At 53.5% G+C, this 16,583-nt stretch carries 15 protein-coding genes and 1 tRNA gene; 6 read left to right on the top strand and 10 right to left on the bottom strand.

All coding sequences use genetic code 11. The annotated features are described in order from the left end of the window. Positions 1-190 precede the first annotated feature (190 nt). The 5 genes from ttcA to Q4C79_RS08360 form a co-directional block, all read right to left on the bottom strand. Positions 191-1,147, bottom strand: coding sequence for a tRNA 2-thiocytidine(32) synthetase TtcA (gene ttcA / locus Q4C79_RS08380; RefSeq protein WP_303090564.1), 957 nt, complete (start codon positions 1,145-1,147; stop codon positions 191-193). Between the two features lie 142 nt (positions 1,148-1,289). Next, positions 1,290-2,186: an acetylglutamate kinase gene (gene argB / locus Q4C79_RS08375; RefSeq protein ID WP_303090563.1), complete on the bottom strand. Its 897-nt coding sequence runs from the start codon at positions 2,184-2,186 to the stop codon at positions 1,290-1,292. Between the two features lie 116 nt (positions 2,187-2,302). Next, the gene (locus tag Q4C79_RS08370) at positions 2,303-2,725 is read right to left on the bottom strand and encodes a YidB family protein (protein WP_303090562.1); all 423 of its coding nucleotides are present in this window, start codon (positions 2,723-2,725) and stop codon (positions 2,303-2,305) included. Between the two features lie 207 nt (positions 2,726-2,932). Next, the gene (gene ruvX / locus Q4C79_RS08365; RefSeq protein WP_303090566.1) at positions 2,933-3,391 is read right to left on the bottom strand and encodes a Holliday junction resolvase RuvX; all 459 of its coding nucleotides are present in this window, start codon (positions 3,389-3,391) and stop codon (positions 2,933-2,935) included. A 1-nt stretch (position 3,392) separates the two neighbouring features. Then, positions 3,393-3,941: a YqgE/AlgH family protein gene (locus Q4C79_RS08360; protein ID WP_303090565.1), complete on the bottom strand. Its 549-nt coding sequence runs from the start codon at positions 3,939-3,941 to the stop codon at positions 3,393-3,395. Between the two features lie 200 nt (positions 3,942-4,141). Here Q4C79_RS08360 and Q4C79_RS08355 point away from each other — a divergent pair, with 200 nt between their 5' ends. The 3 genes from Q4C79_RS08355 to Q4C79_RS08345 all read left to right on the top strand — a co-directional run bounded on the left by Q4C79_RS08355 (position 4,142) and on the right by Q4C79_RS08345 (position 7,307). Next, positions 4,142-5,395 carry a murein hydrolase activator EnvC gene (locus tag Q4C79_RS08355; RefSeq protein ID WP_303090561.1) on the top strand — a complete coding sequence of 418 codons (1,254 nt, stop codon included), beginning with the start codon at positions 4,142-4,144 and terminating at the stop codon, positions 5,393-5,395. A 205-nt stretch (positions 5,396-5,600) separates the two neighbouring features. Further along, positions 5,601-7,079 carry a S41 family peptidase gene (locus Q4C79_RS08350; protein WP_303090560.1) on the top strand — a complete coding sequence of 493 codons (1,479 nt, stop codon included), beginning with the start codon at positions 5,601-5,603 and terminating at the stop codon, positions 7,077-7,079. 48 nt (positions 7,080-7,127) lie between these two features. Then, positions 7,128-7,307 carry a lipoprotein signal peptidase gene (locus Q4C79_RS08345; protein WP_303090559.1) on the top strand — a complete coding sequence of 60 codons (180 nt, stop codon included), beginning with the start codon at positions 7,128-7,130 and terminating at the stop codon, positions 7,305-7,307. Between the two features lie 737 nt (positions 7,308-8,044). Here the strand turns inward: Q4C79_RS08345 and Q4C79_RS08340 are convergent. The 5 genes from Q4C79_RS08340 to Q4C79_RS08320 all read right to left on the bottom strand — a co-directional run bounded on the left by Q4C79_RS08340 (position 8,045) and on the right by Q4C79_RS08320 (position 14,105). Continuing rightward, positions 8,045-9,379, bottom strand: coding sequence for a DUF3482 domain-containing protein (locus Q4C79_RS08340; RefSeq protein WP_303090558.1), 1,335 nt, complete (start codon positions 9,377-9,379; stop codon positions 8,045-8,047). Positions 9,380-9,463: 84 nt separating this feature from the next. Next, the gene (locus Q4C79_RS08335) at positions 9,464-10,816 is read right to left on the bottom strand and encodes a DUF2868 domain-containing protein (RefSeq protein ID WP_303090557.1); all 1,353 of its coding nucleotides are present in this window, start codon (positions 10,814-10,816) and stop codon (positions 9,464-9,466) included. Positions 10,817-11,004: 188 nt separating this feature from the next. Next, positions 11,005-12,684: a SulP family inorganic anion transporter gene (locus tag Q4C79_RS08330; protein ID WP_303090556.1), complete on the bottom strand. Its 1,680-nt coding sequence runs from the start codon at positions 12,682-12,684 to the stop codon at positions 11,005-11,007. 455 nt (positions 12,685-13,139) lie between these two features. After that, on the bottom strand, positions 13,140-13,700 hold the full coding sequence (locus Q4C79_RS08325; protein ID WP_303090555.1) for a tetratricopeptide repeat protein: 561 nt from the start codon (positions 13,698-13,700) through the stop codon (positions 13,140-13,142). A 320-nt stretch (positions 13,701-14,020) separates the two neighbouring features. After that, positions 14,021-14,105, bottom strand: a tRNA-Leu gene (locus tag Q4C79_RS08320). Between the two features lie 288 nt (positions 14,106-14,393). Between Q4C79_RS08320 and Q4C79_RS08315 the strand changes: the two genes are divergently transcribed. The 3 genes from Q4C79_RS08315 to Q4C79_RS08305 are packed head-to-tail and all read left to right on the top strand — an operon-like array spanning position 14,394 to position 16,567. Continuing rightward, positions 14,394-15,020 (top strand): SCO family protein, encoded by a 627-nt coding sequence (locus tag Q4C79_RS08315; protein ID WP_303090554.1) that lies wholly within the window; start codon positions 14,394-14,396, stop codon positions 15,018-15,020. 58 nt (positions 15,021-15,078) lie between these two features. After that, a complete protein-coding gene (gene hisG / locus Q4C79_RS08310; protein ID WP_303090553.1) occupies positions 15,079-15,735 on the top strand; it encodes an ATP phosphoribosyltransferase in 657 nt (218 codons plus the stop codon). Positions 15,736-15,772: 37 nt separating this feature from the next. Beyond that, positions 15,773-16,567: a hypothetical protein gene (locus Q4C79_RS08305; RefSeq protein ID WP_303090552.1), complete on the top strand. Its 795-nt coding sequence runs from the start codon at positions 15,773-15,775 to the stop codon at positions 16,565-16,567. Positions 16,568-16,583: the final 16 nt, after the last annotated feature.

Here is a 16,583-nt window from a genome sequence, read left to right as displayed (position 1 = left end):
TGAGGTGCTGTTTCGAAAAACGTTGCGCTTGGTTTGACAATTCAAGCTCAAAAAATCGCTTCGCCGGTCAATTATCAACAGACCCTAGATGAAAGACCTATGTTGGCGTTATCTTCAAGACAAGCGGTGCAATCCGCTTAACTTTAAAAACAAACACCGTTATGGGGATAGCCGCGGGGTTCTACAAGCCTCAATGACCGGAATTTTTCGGTTTGCTGGCCAAAATATTAATAACTTTACGTTCGGGAGGTATTTCTACCCGGATAGCGCCGCCTTCATCAGAATGCCTGTCTGAAAACTGCTGCGGCAGGCTCTCTTTGTCAAAAGCGGTATCACCGCCGTGTTTCAATTGCTGACCGCGCTGCAAACCGGCGAAGTCAAACAGACCGGTGTCGGCCAGATGGGAAGGCACCACGTTTTGCAGGGAGGAAAACATGCTTTCGATGCGGCCGGGAAAGCGTTTGTCCCAATCTTGCAGCATTTCTTTAATCACCTGCCGTTGCAGGTTGGGCTGCGAGCCGCACAAATTGCAGGGGATAATCGGGAACTGTTTAAGCTCGGCATAGCGTGCCAAATCTTTTTCTTTCACATACGCAAGCGGGCGGATAACGATGTGCTCGCCGTTGTCGCTCACGAGTTTCGGCGGCATGGCTTTGAGTTTGCCGCCGTAAAACATATTCAGGAACAGGGTTTCGAGAATATCGTCGCGGTGGTGGCCCAACGCGATTTTGGTGCAGCCCAACTCTTTGGCCACACGGTAGAGCACGCCGCGGCGCAGGCGGCTGCACAGCGAGCAGGTGGTTTTGCCTTCTTCGATCACGCGTTTGACCACCGAATAAGTGTCTTCTTCGATGATTTTATACGGCACGCCGATGCTTTCAAGATATTCGGGCAAAACGTGTTCGGGGAAACCCGGCTGTTTTTGGTCGAGATTGACGGCCAAGAGCTCGAAATCCACCGGTGCGGAGGCCTGTAGCTGGCGCAGGATGTCCAAAAGCGCATAGCTGTCTTTGCCGCCCGAGAGGCACACCATGATTTTGTCGCCGTTTTCAATCATATTGAAATCGTTGATGGCATCGCCCACGGCATGGCGCAAGCGTTTGTTCAGTTTATTGTTTTCGAGTTCTTGTTTGGTTTTTTTCGACATATCGGCAAGGCTTTGGCAAACGGCAAAGGAAGCTACTTATTATAATAGAATGCGGATGAATTCGATACGGTACGGCCGGATAAAAAAATGCCTGTCTGAAAACTTTTCAGACAGGCATTTTGATTATTCCGAAGCTTTGCGTTTAAACCGGCTCTTTGCCCAAAATCATCGAGCCTACGCCTTTATCGGTAAAGATCTCCAATAGCAGCGCATTGAGAACACGTCCGTCGATGATGTGCACCGCTTTAACGCCGTTGGTCGCCGCTTCGATGGCCGAGCTGATTTTCGGCAGCATACCGCCGTAGAGCGTACCGTCGGCCACCAAATCGTCGATACGTTTTGGGGTAAGATTGGTCAACAGATTGCCCTCTTTATCCATTACGCCGGCGATGTTGGTCATCATAATCAGCTTTTCCGCGTTCAATTCTTCGGCCAGCTTACCCGCCACCAAATCGGCGTTGATGTTGAAGGCCTCGCCCTGCCGACCGACACCGATCGGCGCCACCACCGGAATGTAGCCGCGCTCGACCATCTCTTTGATCAACGCGGTATCGATGCTCTCGATAACGCCCACCTGGCCGATGTCCACTCCGTTGCGCTCGGGCGTATTGATAAACAGTTTTTTGGCCTTGATAAAGTGGTTGTCGCGACCGGTTACCCCCACCGCCTTACCGCCGTTTTGGTTCAGCAGCGAAACAATTTCTTTGTTCACATGGCCGCCCAACACCATTTCCACAATGTCCATCGTTTCTTGGTCGGTTACCCGCATGCCCTGCACGAATACACCTTCTTTGCCCACTTTTTGCAGCATCTCGTTAATCTGCGGGCCGCCGCCGTGCACAATCACCGGATTGATGCCCACCAGTTTCAGCAGGGTAACGTCTTTGGCAAAGCCTTCTTTCAGGTGTTCCTCGGTCATGGCGTTGCCGCCGTATTTGATGACGAAAGTACTGCCGGAAAAACGGCGGATATAAGGCAGCGCCTCGCCCAAAATATGGGCTTTCACGCCGGCGGGGATGTGTTCTTGTTCAACGCTCATGGCAGTCTCCGTATAAATGAAATAAGGTTTCGACTCAATACAGCAATCCGGATTATGCCAAACAAAATGCCTGTCTGAAAGCGTTTCAGACAGGCATTGCAAAGATTCGGCCAAACTTATTTATTTAAAAAATGCTGCATGGCCAAGCGTGCGATATCGTCCAAACCGAAGCCGTCCGCATCGGCTGCGTTGCCGTTGGGTGTGATGCCGTTAATCAGTTGCGGCAACACTTGCGAGAGCAAATCACCCGCTTGCGACGAATCAACGCCCACTGCAGAAGCGGCCTGTTGCAACTGCTCGCTGCCAAGCGCACTTTGCAGCTGATCGGCAGAAACACTCTGGTTGCTGCCGTTCGACACCCAGCTGTTCAACGCATCGCCCAAGCCACCCTGTTGCAACTGATTCATCAAGCCGCCGACGCCGCCCTGCTGCTGAATCAACTGCATCGCCAACTGCAAGGCCTGGTTTTGGCCGCCTTCAGCGCCGTTACCGCCCATCGCAGATGCTGCTGCGCCGAGCAAAGAATCCATCAAACCCATGCGATATCCTTTCTTTCTGTTTCACGCAATGCCGGCCCAATCAGGCCGTATCTTACTGTTTAAAATAAAAAATAAATCCGAACCATCCTTAATCGGATGATGCGGATTGTAGCAAAAACCGGCTAGGATAACAGCGGTTTAACCCGATTTAGACAATGCTGTCATAATCTTTACCCTAACGAAGGCTGAAACCTTTTCAGACAGGCATTATTCTGCCGACCGCCCGTTATACCATTCCAGTGCGCCGCCTTCGAACAAGCCCCGTAAAATCGCCTGCGCCGCCATTTGGTCGAGCACCGCCTTACGTTTACGACCGAACACCTGCGCCTCAGCCAGCAGGCTCTCGGCATAGATAGAAGACAAACGCTCGTCCACCCAAAACACCGGCAATTTGAAACGCTCATACAGGCGGCGACCGAATTTACGCGCCAAGCGGGTCATCTCATGTTCGCTGCCGTCCGTGTGCGTAGGCAGGCCGACCACCAGATACGTCGGCTGCCATTCCCGAATCAAGCGCTCAATAGCGGAAAACTTAGCCTCGTTACTCTCACCGCTGATTGTTGCCACCGGATGCGCCATAGCCGTTTCCGCATCGCCGGTCGCCACCCCGATGCGCACTTCGCCAAAATCAAACGCCAAGGCCGTACCCTTCGGAATCAGCGGCACATCAGGCATGGCCCGCCCCTTTCATCAGCGTAGCCGGGCTTACGCCCAATTTGGCGAACGCCGCCGCATAACGCGACTCATAAGGTAATTCAAACAAAATATGCTGGTCGGCCGGTACGGTCAGCCAAGAATTATCCGCCAATTCAGCTTCCAACTGCCCGGCACCCCAATTAGAATAGCCTATGCTCACAATCGCTTTTTCCGCATCTTCCGCCTTACCCAGTTGCTCGATAATATCCCGCGAAGTCGTCATCGCAATCTCATCATTCACCAAAAGAGAGCTTTGCCAGTTGCCCGGCGGTGTGTGCACCACAAAACCGCGGTCGATTTGCACCGGTCCGCCCATCATCACCCATTCTCCTTTAAACTGCTCGGGTGTTTCGGCACCAGCCGCTTCAAACACCAAATCCATGGTAACCGGCGAAGGTTTGTTGATAACGATGCCCAATGCACCCTCGTCATTGTGCTCGCAAAGATACACCACGCTGCCGGAAAAAAACGGATCTTCCATATTCGGCATAGCGATTAAAAAATGATCGGTCAGATTCATCATGTCCACCATTCAAATACCGCATGTACCCAGCGGTATTTCAGTTTGTTCGTTCATTCGGCAAAACGCCGCATACTCTTTTTCGGTAATATGCGGCCGAATGCGCCAAATACAATCATAACACCACCGGATGATCGTGAAAAAAACGTAATTGGGCTATAATCCGCCTTTCTACCGCTTTTCTCTTGCAAGCATTGAGTATGAACCCCGTCAAACCTCTGCTGCTGGCCGCCTTAATCGCTTTCAGCATTCATAGTAACGCTGCGCCCAACAGCTCCGCCCTGCAAAATATCCGCCAAGCCATCAGCGAGGCGCAAACCGACCTGAAGCAAAAACAGGCCGCTCAGGCGCGCGCCAAACAAACGCTCGCCAATAGCCAATCGGCCTTAACCAAAGCACAGCGCGAACTGGAATCGCTCAACCGCCAGCAAAGCGCTGCTTGGAACAATCTGCAAAAGCTGCAAGCAGAACTGGAAAAAACCAGAACCGACATCAGCAGTACCAAAGCACAAGTTGCCCGACTGCTGGAGAGCCATTACAAAAACCGCCAGCAAAATGCCGTGGTTTTATTTTTGAAAAATGCCGAACCCGGCCAGAAAGCCCGTTATCTCGAATACGCCCGCTACATCAACCAAGCCAATGAAAAAGCCATTAAAGATTTAATCGTCCAGCAGCAACAATTGGCCGAACGCGAAAAAGCCGTCGATGCCGAGCTTGCCCGTCTGAAACGGCTGCGTACACAAAAGCAGGCCGCCATCAACCGCCTGAACAAAACCCACAACAGCGCTTTGCAACAAAGCCAAGCCCTAAACAGTCAAATCGATCAACAAAACCGTCGCATCGCCGCCCTGCGCAGCGACGAAGCCCGTCTGAATGCAGTACTTGCCAACATCGCCCGCCGCAATGCCGCCGCCAAAAAAGCACAGGCTCCGGCCAAGCGGCAACAAGCCGAAGCCCGGCTGGCGCAACAGCGCAATAATACCAAGAAAAATCCAAACGGCGGCGGTGTACGCTCCACCCTCACTGCCGAAGACCGGTCATTGCAAGGCAGCGACCAAAGCAATAACAGCGGCTTGGGCAAACTGCAAGGCAGCCTGCGCCGTCCCGTCGGCGGTAGCATCAGCGGCCGCTTCGGCCAAGCACGCCCGGGTGGCGGCACTTGGCGCGGCGTATTCTTCGCCACACCGCCCGCCGGTGTACACAGCATTGCAGCAGGAACCGTAGCCTACGCCGGTGCACTCAGCGGCTACGGCAATACCGTTGTCGTCGATCACGGCGGCGGCTACGTCAGCGTTTATACCGGTCTGGGCAGCATCAGCGCCGGCGGCGGCAGCACGGTCGGTTCCGGTTCTGTATTGGGCACCAGCGGCAGCCTGCCCGGCGGCGAGCAGGGTCTTTATTTTGAAATCCGTTACCGAAACCAACCGATGAACCCGCTCTCGTGGGTGCGTTAAGCCCATTATTTGGTATTTTCATTACCGTAAAAACGGTTAGCATACTTTTACCCGCCAGCGGTTGTCGTTGACCGCCAAATAAAATAAAGTGGCGGACTGACGCACGCCGCGCTACAAAACAGCGGCATTAATACGCCTACGCATCAACAGGATTGCGATATTTTGCACCTTCAGGCGTATCATTTAAGGAAAAGAAAGCACATCAATGGCCAACTCGACTTTGAAAAAAGTAGCCCTCTATACCTTAGGCGCTTTAACCGGCGTCGCCCTCAGCATCAGCGTTCAGAGCGTTGCCGCCGAGAAAACCACCGGTAAAGACGCCCTGCCCGTACAATCCATCCGCACCATGGCGGAAGTGTACGGCCAGATTAAAGCCAATTACTACCAAGACAAAACCGATGACGAATTACTGGAAAACGCCGTAAAAGGCATGGTTTCAGGCCTCGATCCGCATTCGGAATTCATGAACAAGAAAGACTATTCCGATCTGAAGGAATCCACCAGCGGCGAATTCGGCGGCTTGGGCATGGAAATCGGTTCGGAAGACGGTTTTGTGAAAGTCGTCGCACCGATTGAAGACACTCCCGCGGAACGCGCCGGCATCAAGAGCGGCGACTATATTGTGAAAATCGACGATATGTCTACCCGCGGCATGACAGTTAGCGAAGCGGTGAAAAAAATGCGCGGCAAGCCCGGCACCACCATTACGCTCACGCTGTCGCGCAAAGATGCCAGCAAACCGATTGTCGTGAAGCTGACCCGCGCCATTATTAAAGTGAAGAGCGTACGCTTCAAGCTGCTGGAGCCGGGTTACGGCTACGTACGCATCACCCAATTCCAGGAACGTACCGTCCCGGCACTCACCGATGCGTTGAAAACCCTGCAAAAACAAAACGGCGGAGCGCTCAAAGGTTTGATACTCGATTTGCGTGATGACCCCGGCGGCCTGCTCAACGGCGCAGTCGGCGTATCCGCTGCTTTCCTGCCGAAAGATGCCACCGTGGTCAGCACCAAAGGCCGTGACGGCAAAGGCGGTATGCTGCTGAAAGCCACACCGGAAGACTACATGATGCCGGGCAGCAGCGACCCGTTGGCCGGCCTACCTGCCGAATTTAAAACCATCCCGGTAACCGTATTGATTAACTCCGGCTCCGCTTCCGCTTCCGAAATCGTAGCCGGTGCGCTGCAAGATCACAAACGCGCCGTGGTTGTCGGTACCCAAAGCTTCGGCAAGGGCTCCGTACAAACCGTGTTGCCGCTTTCCAACGGCAGCGCAGTTAAATTGACCACCGCGCTGTATTACACACCGAAAGATCGTTCTATCCAAGCACAAGGTATCGTGCCGGATGTGGAAGTGAAAGACAAAAACCGTTCATTCGAAAGCCGCGAAGCCGACCTAGCCGGCCACATCGGTAACCCGTTGGGCGGCGCCGAGGTACGCAGCACAGTTGAAGAAAGTACCGATGAGGCCGCCAGCGAACCGAAACAACCTGATGCCAAACAGTCTGAAAAAGAGAAAGAAGAAGATTTGAGCTTGCGCCGCGAGCCGAATCCGGCAAAAGACGCGCAGTTGCGCACCGCATTGGATTTGGTAAAAGACCCGGCCAAATGGCAAAAATCTTTAGGCGAAGCGGCGAAAAAGCCGGCTCCGAAAAAAGACGATAAAGAAAACAAAACGGAATAATGGATCCCGACAAATAAATCAAACGGTAGCGTTATCGCGCTACCGTTTTTGTTTGCCCAGTTTAATATATGCCTGAGACCTTTGCAAAATACTCATCTGCGGCGAATTTCTTCGTTGTGCGCTGCTCGGTCGTTTGCCTATCTATCTGATATGTCTGCACTCGCTGTGCTGCTACGCCTCGAACTTCATCCACATCTGGGTATTTTGCAAAGGGCTCTGCCTGTCTGAAAATTTTTCAGACAGGCATATTTTGGTATGGGTTGGAAGCAACGCAGAAAGAAACAAAACGATGAACCGAATATAGCGGATTGAATTAATTTTCGCTACAGCAGTGAATATTGAGAATACTCACGCTCTTTCAAGCAAAACCGGGGAAAGAAACTCTTGTTAAACTATAGCGGATTCCCAAGGTCTGTTGACAATTGGCCAACGGCGGTATTTTTAGTTAACATCCGCATCTGCAGCCTTAGGTAGCATAGCGGGCTTGCGAAGCTAAAATGCTCGCAAGATGTCCAATCTTGCTGCGCTTTTTTGCCTGACATCTGCAGATTTTTCCTCAAAAATCCGCTTCACAAGCCTTACGGTCTACACGCTCCAGAGCGACCGCCGACAGGTTTGTGAAGCGGATGCTAATCCAAAGTACCGCCGCAACGCTTTCTGGCGACACTTCCTAAGGAACCTTCTTAAGCATACATTGCCTGTTTCTAAATCAATCAGACAAAAAAATGCACATATTCTTTTGAATATGTGCCAAGTCTACAAAGGAGAAATAGAGGAGAAACTACCGAGCCGCTCTATCGAACGACCCGATGAGTGTTATTTTGCACCAAACGGTTTTTAAAGTCAATGTTACTTTATTACTAATTTTTCGCTTGTACACAAAAAACAACATTATTTCCCTTCTTTTCTGTTGCTTTTGATTCGCTTGTTTTCGAACAACCGCATTTCAAGTCAAACAAAACGCCTTAATCGAACTTTTTCGCCAAAGAAGCAGCCGCTTCCAAACGATCGCGACGGCTCAGTTCCGGCTGCCGGGTATTAAGCGACGACCATTTGGGCTGGCTGCGCGCCTTGTTCAATTCCGAAGGCAGCTTGGCCGCCGTCCACGGTGTTTTACCGCTTAAAAGCTGAATATCCGCCTGCGCCGCATGGCCGCGCTTTTGCAGCGCATTCAGTAAATCCCGTGCACGGGCGGCCAACAAGGTGAGGGTTTCCGGATCGATGTGCAGAGTTTGTTTTCCCGACAGTTTGTCGGTAATCGTCTGCATATTCGGCAGCACGCCGCCGAGCACGCCGCCGATGGCGGTGCCCAAACCGAGCGAGCCGCCGAGCGTAACCATGTCCACGCCCAAGCCGATTAAGGCGCCGGTAGCGGCGCCGGTGCCGGTGCGGATGCCGTATTCTTTCAGCAAATCGGCATCGAACGGGTCTTGGCGGAACGCCTTGAGCGCCCATTCGCCGGTATCGATTTCGTTATGGTAGAAACGGTAGGTTTGGAACAGTTGCTGTTGAAGCTGCCGCTCGAGCTGGCGCACGGCCGCCTGCATGGTTAGCAGCACCGGCTCGGGATTATCTTCTTCATCGATTTCCTGCTTGTAGGCTGCCACATCCAATAGAAAATGGGCGATATCGCTGCGCGCCTCACGGTCAAGCTGCTGCCATTCGCGGCGGCGCATCCCAATTAGGCGGTCGATAATACCGCGTTCGGGCAGCATGGTGGCCAGGTTGTCCCACAGACGGATTTCGCCTTCAAAGTCAAACGCCACGGTGTCGAAACCGCTGTAAACGTGCAGCGTGCGCCGTGCTAGCATCGTCGTCCACTCGCCCAAATCCTGCCCGCCGATAAAGTTGAACACCGGCATCAGAGGCTTGGCGCACCACGACAAAACCGTTAATTCGTCTTTGTATTTGTTCAGCACCGGCTCGCGCGCATCCACCACATACAGCGCCATATCGCTTTGCAGCAGCTGGCGCAGCACTTTGGCTTCCTGATTGAAATCGCCCGCCGCTTCGGGGCTTTCGAGAAACTGCTGCAAACGCTCGATGCCGTCCGAACGGCTCGAAGTGTTGGCTTCCAGCCAGTCGAGCACGCCACCCGCATCTTCCAGCCCGGGCGTGTCGTAAAGATACACCAGCGTCTCGCCGCCGTCGTTAATCGCCGCCTGCTCCACATGGCGGGTGGTGGCGGGCGCGTTTTTCACTTCGCCGAAACGGCTGTCGCGCAACAGCGTGCGCAGCAGCGAGGTTTTGCCGGTGTTGGTGTGGCCGACCACGGCCAGGGATAGCGGTTTGTTTTGCATAGCTTGAACAATCTGTTTCAGCCAAAATCGGCTCGACGAAGTGTGTAGGTTGTTGGATTACGTTGCGGAAAAACCGTTCATTTTTCAGACAGGCCTTTGCCCCAGCCTTTCCCTTTGGCTGATTCGCGGCGGATCCAGCCACGGCAGGCGGCGTTCTGCCAGCGCGGCGTGCCATTGGTTCAAATAGTCTTCAAGGCCGTCTGAAACGTTTTTTTCGGCCAAAAGCTGCACCACCGCCCCGCCCTGCGCGGCTTCGGCCAAGGCGGTGAGTTGACGCAAGATGCCGCGGTCGGGCATGCTGCGGGCGCGCACGCCGATCAGCAGTTGGGCGGGATTGGCCTGCAAATCGGCTTTCAGCGCGGCGACGGCATCGCGGCCAGCGGCAGTGCCTTTATCGAGCCACTCTTGCCCCAAAACGTGTTGGAACCAGGTTTTATCCGCCCATTCGGCATCGAGCATCACCGCCCATTTGGGGGCGTTGCTGAGGCTGATTTGCGGGGCGGCGGCAACGTTTTCGCTTTGGTTGTCGGCATCGACCACGCGCTGCTGCCATTGCTGGATGATTTGCTGGTAATAAGGTTTTTCGAGCGGCAATGCACTGTTTTGACTGCGGCGTGAAAGAATGTAACAGGCAAGCCAAGCGGCGAAACGGGGCAGCAGGCCGTAGCAGACGATGCTGCCGATTAGCAGCCCGCCCCATTGGCGGGAGGCGGCAAGGTCGTTGTTCAGACGGCTGTTTAACACGGCCTCGGCATCGGGCACGGGAAAGCCGAGTTGGGCGGGGAGCCAGCCGAGCGCCTGCACGGCCTGCACGAAAACGGCGTCGCTCAAAATGGTGCTTTCCCAGTTGAAGGTGTATTGGCGCACGGCCAGCAGCAGCACCACGGCGGCCAGCATGCCGGTTAAGGCGGAAAGCCACAGGCGGTGGCTGGTGCGGCCGATCAGCCAGCGGGTGGCGGGCTTGCCCCATTCGTCGCTATACAGGCGCAAGATGGCTTGGTTAACCGGGTCTTTGCCGCGTATCCATAACGCAGGGTTGGCGAACAAGCCGTGCGGTTTGAAGCGCGGCAGCAGCACGCTGCCCAGCCATAACAGCAGCATCAGGGTGTGTACGCCGAGCACGCCGGCCAACACGAAGAAAAAGTTCAGCCCCGACTGCTGCATCAGCGTTGCGGTGCCGGCAAAGCCGCTCACCAGCCAAAACAAGGTGGCGGCCAGCAGCAGCCAGGCAAACAGGCTTTGCACGCGCGCAAGGCTATGGTAGAGCTTGCGGTCGCTGTCTATCATCTGGGCGCGGCGCAGGAGTTTTCCCTCAAGGCTGCCGCTTTCCACTTGGCGCAGGGATTCGGTAATCAGCTCGGGATCGGCGGCGAAAATATGGCCTCTCTCCTGCAACAGGCGCACCAGTTCGGTTAGCCGGCGGTCGGTAGTTTGCATGGTTTTTATTTGGAAAAATCGAATGACGGGATTTTAACATATCGCCGGATATCGGCAGTATTCTTGCGGCGAGCATTAGGTTTGTGTGGCCAAGGATAAAAACAATGCCTGTCTGAAAAGTTCCGCAAAGCCAAAACCGGCAGAATTTTTTTCAGACAGGCATTCCACGTTTTTCAATAACAAAAGCCCTAATCCAAAGCCGCCAATCTGTTTTCCAGTTCGCCGGCGTGCTGCAATACGTTCTCTTGACCCAGCCGCTTCAGCCAGCCGGTTCGTTGCAGCAGATCCCACGGCTGTTGACGCAGGCCGTACACCAATATCGGTATATTTTTTTCATGATAGGCTTCCAGCAATTCTTCCAATGACTCCTCGCCGGAAGAATCAATATAGATCACGCTGGAAAAGTCCAATACCAAAGCTTTGGCAGGCATATCGGCCAACATATCGTCAATCAGCTTCACCGCGCCGAAGAAAATCGCGCCGGTAAGCTTGTAGGCCGCCACACCATCCGTTGCCAACATCTCTTGCGGCAAGGCAAAACGCTCGGCGGTAGTCAGGCTGGAAATGCGATAGATAAAGATAAAGCAGGCAAAGAAAATGCCGACTTCCACCGCCACGGTCAAATCCACCACCACCGTGAGTACAAATACCAACAGCAAGCTGATGCGGTACGGCATACGGAACGTACGCAGGCGCACAAACTCGCGCCATTCGCCCATGTTCCAAGCAACAAACATCAAAATCGCGCTCAACGCCGGCAACGGAATATATTGGGCAAGCGGGGCGGCCACCAGCACCACCAGCAGCAGCGCCAAAGCATGAATCATACCGGCTACCGGGCTGTTACCACCGTTTTTAATATTGGTCACCGTGCGCGCGATGGTGCCGGTGGCCGGCATTCCGCCGAAAAACGGCACCACCATATTGGCAAAGCCCTGCGCCAGCAATTCCTGATTCGAATCGTGTTTATCGCGTATCATGCTGTCGGCCACCCGTGCGCACAACAGCGATTCTATCGCACCCAAAACCGCCAAGGTCATGGCAGGCAGAAACAAACCCTTCATTTCCGCCCAGCCGAACGCAGGCACGGTGAATTCAGGCAGGCCTTGCGGAATACCGCCGAAACGGCTGCCGATGGTGTCGACATCCCATTGCAGCACCGCCACCAGCAGCGTAGCCGCTACCAGCGCGACTATCGACCCCGGAATCAGCGCCAACGAACCGGATACGCGCGGCAGCAGTCCCGCCTCATCCGGCAGCAGCACCTTGCGTTTCATCACCGCCTGCCAGATCACGATAATCGCCAACGACAGCAGCGACACCGCCAGCGCCGCACCGTTCCAAGTCGGCAGTGCCTGCCACAACGTTTTCACCAAAGCAAAGAATTCGGCCGGCACCTTGCCCTCTATCTGCAAACCGAAGAAATCCTTAATCTGCGAAAGGGCGATTAATACCGCAATGCCGTTGGTAAAACCGATAATCACCGATACCGGAATAAACTTAATCAGCACCCCCATCCGCAAAAAGCCCATCAACCACAGCATCACGCCGGACATAAACGTCGCCAGCAACAAACCGCCCACGCCGTATTGCTCGACAATGCCGTACACAATCACGATAAACGCGCCCGCCGGGCCGCCGATCTGTACGCGCGAGCCGCTAAACAGCGAAATCAGAAAACCGGCGATAATCGCCGTAAACAAACCCGATTGCGGCGGCAGCCCACTGGCAATCGCAAACGCCATCGCCAACGGCAGGGCAACCACACTGACGGTAAGCCCTGCGCCCACATCTTTGATAAAACGCTCGCGGCTGTAACCGCGCATCAGCTCGAAAAGTTTAGGATTGAAACGGGTGGTGACTTTCATAATGATATCGCCCCTTCGCCAAAGCCAAACAAACTTTTAACGTCCGTATGCCCGCGAGGCCGCATTCTGCAATCCGTAACCTTCGCATACGAAAAAACGAATATTGTTTGGCTCAACCGCATAGAGTTAAGAAGTTTAATAATGTGTAAATTATGCGCCCAATCCGCGGCAAAATCCATTCCGCCACATAAGCGCCCGTCAGGAAATAAAAACTTCCCGCAAAGTAATGCCTGAAACCTCCACAAAAAGTCGGCCCACTCCCGAAAAGGCTTGTATTCCGCCATACTCGGGCTTTACCCGAATATCTTTTAGTTTCAAACGAGATAACAATACTCGAATCAATCCCGAGCTTGACACAGAGTTTTTTAAGATGCTAAAAAGAATTTTGCAAAATAATGCCTGTCTGAAAAATCATCTTTCAGACAGGCATTACCCATATTCGAATCATTGGCTTATCACAAACCTTTCACCAAGCGCACCACATCCGTTTCCGCCGCCCAATCACCGGCTGCCAGCGCCCTGCGGTACCACACCAGCGCCTGGCGTTTATCCTCCGGCACGCCCATGCCGCGTTCATACAACCGCCCCAGCGCCTTCATCGCCGACACCGCCACTTCATCATCACGTCTGGCCGAACGGCGGTACCAATAAAAAGCCGCCGCACCGTCCTGCGGCGTACCGATTCCGTTTTCATACAGATAAGCCAGCCAGTACTGCCCAGCCGCCTCGCCCTGCTCCGCCGCCCGGCTAAACACGGCCCAAGTCCGCTCGGGATTACACCCCACGCCCCTACCCTTAAGATACATCAATCCGAGATAACACGCCGCCTTGCCGTATCCTTTCGCATCCGCCTCCTCAAACCAAGCAAACGCTTTTGCATAATCCTGCTCCCGATAACACAGCAAAGCCCGCTCCCACGCCGCTTGCGCCGTCGGCGTATCATTCTGCCAAACAGATTCGTGAGAGCCGCAGGCTTGCAGCAACAACAACGCAGATAAAGGATCAAGCGATTTCATGGTAATAGCCTCCCGCATCCGTACCGAAATTAACCGTTCATTCAGTATATAACAAGCATACAGCCCCGGCCACAACATGCGGCCGGCAAAATGCCTGTCTGAAAACCGTTGCCACATCGCTTAACGTTTTCAGACAGGCATTGCGAGACCTCGGCCATCATCACAAGCGAAGGCTTTTGCAAAACCTCCTTACTCCTGAAAATGCTTGTATAGCGGCTTAAATTCAGAATAGTACCGCCTTGCCCGGCCTTGTCCTAATTCTGCTTGCAAACAACAAACAATAAAAAAGAGCAGCTCGAAAGCTGCTCTTTATTTGAATTTGGTGCCCAGGGTCGGACTCGAACCGACACACCTTGCGGCGGGGGATTTTGAGTCCCCTGCGTCTACCAATTTCGCCACCTGGGCAGGTGAAGAAGTTGCGAATTATATAGAAATTATTTTCCTTGTAAAGAGCCGCGCTCCATTCTTTTGACAACATTTATCTAAACACATGAAATTTATTGATATTAATTCCAAAGACTTTCTCACTATCCGAATGCCTGCCTGAAAAACAGCGGGTTTTGCCCGTGTCTGCTGCGGACGGCTGGGCCGCCCTGCTTTGTTTTCAATATTAATAAAAAAGCGGTAAGATAAATGCCTTGGCGAAAACGCCGTGATTGGGCATTTTCCGCCTTTGCCTAGGAAACCCTCCGGATGAAAAAAAACCTTTCTCTACTACCCCTCGCCCTCTTGCTTGCCGCCTGCCAACCGGCAGAGCAAACGGCGCAGGCTCCCGCCGCTTCCGCAGCACCGCAATTGGCCGCCGTTTCCTTTAACGGCACCGACATCCGCCGCGAAACGCTGGGCGGCGATTTCACCCTTACCGGCGGCGACGGCAAACCGTTCAGTATGGCTAGCCTGCGCGGTAAAGTGGTACTGCTCTCTTTCGGCTACACCCATTGCCCGGATATCTGCCCGGGCACCCTGCTTACCCAGATGGATGTGGTCAAACAATTGGGAGAAAAGGCGAAAGATGTTGCGGTGGTGTTTGTCAGCGTCGACCCCGAACGCGATACGCCGGATTTAGTCGGCCGCTATGCCCGCCAGTTCAACCCTGATTTTATCGGTTTGACGGCTGCCGGCGGCCAAGATATCCAGGCGGTGAAAAAACTGTACCGCGTGATTTCAGCCAAGACACAGCAACAATCGGATACGGTTTATCTGGTCGATCATTCTGCGGGCATGTATCTGCTGGATAAAAACGGCAAACCGGCGGTGTTCGAGCCTTACGGCCAAAACGCCGCACAAATCGCCTCGGACGTGAAAATCTTGTTACAATAAACTTTTTTAAAATGCCTGTCTGAACACTTTTTCAGACAGGCTTTAAGCGGAAAATCGAATGTCTGACAACAGCCTCACCATAGCCCTCTCCAAAGGGCGTATTTTTGAAGAAACGCTGCCGCTTTTGGCCGCCGCCGGCATCGTGCCGAGCGAAGATCCGGAAAAATCGCGCAAACTGATTATCGACACCAACCAGCCGGATATCCGCTTGGTAATCGTTCGCGCCAGCGACGTGCCCACTTATGTGCAATACGGCGCCGCCGACTTCGGCATTGCCGGTAAAGACGTCTTAATCGAACACGGCGGCGAAGGGCTTTATCAGCCGCTGGATTTGGAAATTGCCAAATGCCGCATGATGGTGGCGGTGCGCAAAGGCTTCGACTATGCCTCCGCTTCCAAACCCGGCCGCCGGCTGCGGATTGCCAGCAAATATCCGGGCATCGCCGCCGAGCATTTCGCCGCCAAAGGCGTGCATGTCGATTTAATCAAGCTTTACGGTTCGATGGAATTGGCACCCTTGGTAGGATTGTCGGATGCGATTGTCGATTTGGTCTCTACCGGCAACACGTTGAAAGCCAACAATCTGGAAGCAGTGGAACACATCGCCGATATTTCCAGCCGGCTGGTGGTAAACAAAGCGGCGCTGAAAACCAAGTTCGCGCGCTTAGATCCGATTATCGACGCGTTTGCCGGCGCCATACAACAGCAAGAATGACGGCTGCTGATTTCATTTGTCTGCAAAGGAAAATACGATGAAACTTCTATTGGATTTGAAAAAATATCCGGGCAAGCTCGATAAGTTGCCGTTTGGCAAACTGCCGGTTTACTTGTTGGCGCACGACAAAAAAGCCGCCAAACAAGCCCAGCATTACAGCCGCAACAGCAAAGATATCGAGTGGCAGCGCCTGCCGGAGAAAAAGCAGGTGGCCTCCATCGTCAAACATCTGCGCAAATTGTTGAAAACCAAGCCGCATGCCTGTTTGCTGGTGATTACACAACGCAAAAAACTGCATAAAGCCTGCCGCGAATTGTGCGCCGAATTTCCCGATGCCGACATCACCGTATGGAAACGCTGCGGCAAAAAATGCCGTAAATTTCTGAAAAAAGCACTGGAAAAACCGGCGGCAACGGCCAATCCGAAAAAATCCCTGAAAACCAAGGAAAAAACAGCGTTAAACAAGCCGGCAAGCCCTACCACCCTGCCTGTACAGCCGCTTTCCGATCACGAACTCTTTCAAGAAACGGTAGAACGCATCGAACAAGCCGTCGCCCATGTTTTGCAGCAAGAGCAAGCCGCGGCTTTGCCGGAAACAGAAACACAAGCAACCCAAACACCGGAAAGCAAAAGCAGCCCCACCGATCCGCGTATACGCAGCGCCTTGATGCTGTTGAAGAAAAACCAGCCGCGCAAGAAAGTCGATTTGCTGGAAACGCTTTCCCTCTCGCTGCACTTCTCCGACGAAGAGAGCCGGGAGTTGGTGGAACAGTTGGAGCGTGAAAAACACATCCAAATTGATGTTGCCGAAAATGTGAAATACAACCATTAAATGTTTTTTCAGACAG

This window comes from Neisseria sp. (assembly GCF_030523955.1).
Lineage (GTDB): Bacteria > Pseudomonadota > Gammaproteobacteria > Burkholderiales > Neisseriaceae > Neisseria.
This window is presented reverse-complemented; position numbering and strand designations above follow the sequence as displayed.

Bases quoted from the DNA above. Each gene is read 5' to 3' on its own strand.
- Q4C79_RS08340 (WP_303090558.1), bottom strand. From the start codon at position 9,379: ATGCAAAACAAACCGCTATCCCTGGCCGTGGTCGGCCACACCAACACC.
- Q4C79_RS08360 (WP_303090565.1), bottom strand. From the start codon at position 3,941: ATGAATCTGACCGATCATTTTTTAATCGCTATGCCGAATATGGAAGAT.
- Q4C79_RS08305 (WP_303090552.1), top strand. From the start codon at position 15,773: ATGAAACTTCTATTGGATTTGAAAAAATATCCGGGCAAGCTCGATAAG.
- Q4C79_RS08370 (WP_303090562.1), bottom strand. From the start codon at position 2,725: ATGGGTTTGATGGATTCTTTGCTCGGCGCAGCAGCATCTGCGATGGGC.
- Q4C79_RS08325 (WP_303090555.1), bottom strand. From the start codon at position 13,700: ATGAAATCGCTTGATCCTTTATCTGCGTTGTTGTTGCTGCAAGCCTGC.
- Q4C79_RS08330 (WP_303090556.1), bottom strand. From the start codon at position 12,684: ATGAAAGTCACCACCCGTTTCAATCCTAAACTTTTCGAGCTGATGCGC.
- ttcA (WP_303090564.1), bottom strand. From the start codon at position 1,147: ATGTCGAAAAAAACCAAACAAGAACTCGAAAACAATAAACTGAACAAA.
- Q4C79_RS08315 (WP_303090554.1), top strand. From the start codon at position 14,394: ATGAAAAAAAACCTTTCTCTACTACCCCTCGCCCTCTTGCTTGCCGCC.
- hisG (WP_303090553.1), top strand. From the start codon at position 15,079: ATGTCTGACAACAGCCTCACCATAGCCCTCTCCAAAGGGCGTATTTTT.
- Q4C79_RS08350 (WP_303090560.1), top strand. From the start codon at position 5,601: ATGGCCAACTCGACTTTGAAAAAAGTAGCCCTCTATACCTTAGGCGCT.
- Q4C79_RS08335 (WP_303090557.1), bottom strand. From the start codon at position 10,816: ATGCAAACTACCGACCGCCGGCTAACCGAACTGGTGCGCCTGTTGCAG.
- Q4C79_RS08355 (WP_303090561.1), top strand. From the start codon at position 4,142: ATGAACCCCGTCAAACCTCTGCTGCTGGCCGCCTTAATCGCTTTCAGC.
- argB (WP_303090563.1), bottom strand. From the start codon at position 2,186: ATGAGCGTTGAACAAGAACACATCCCCGCCGGCGTGAAAGCCCATATT.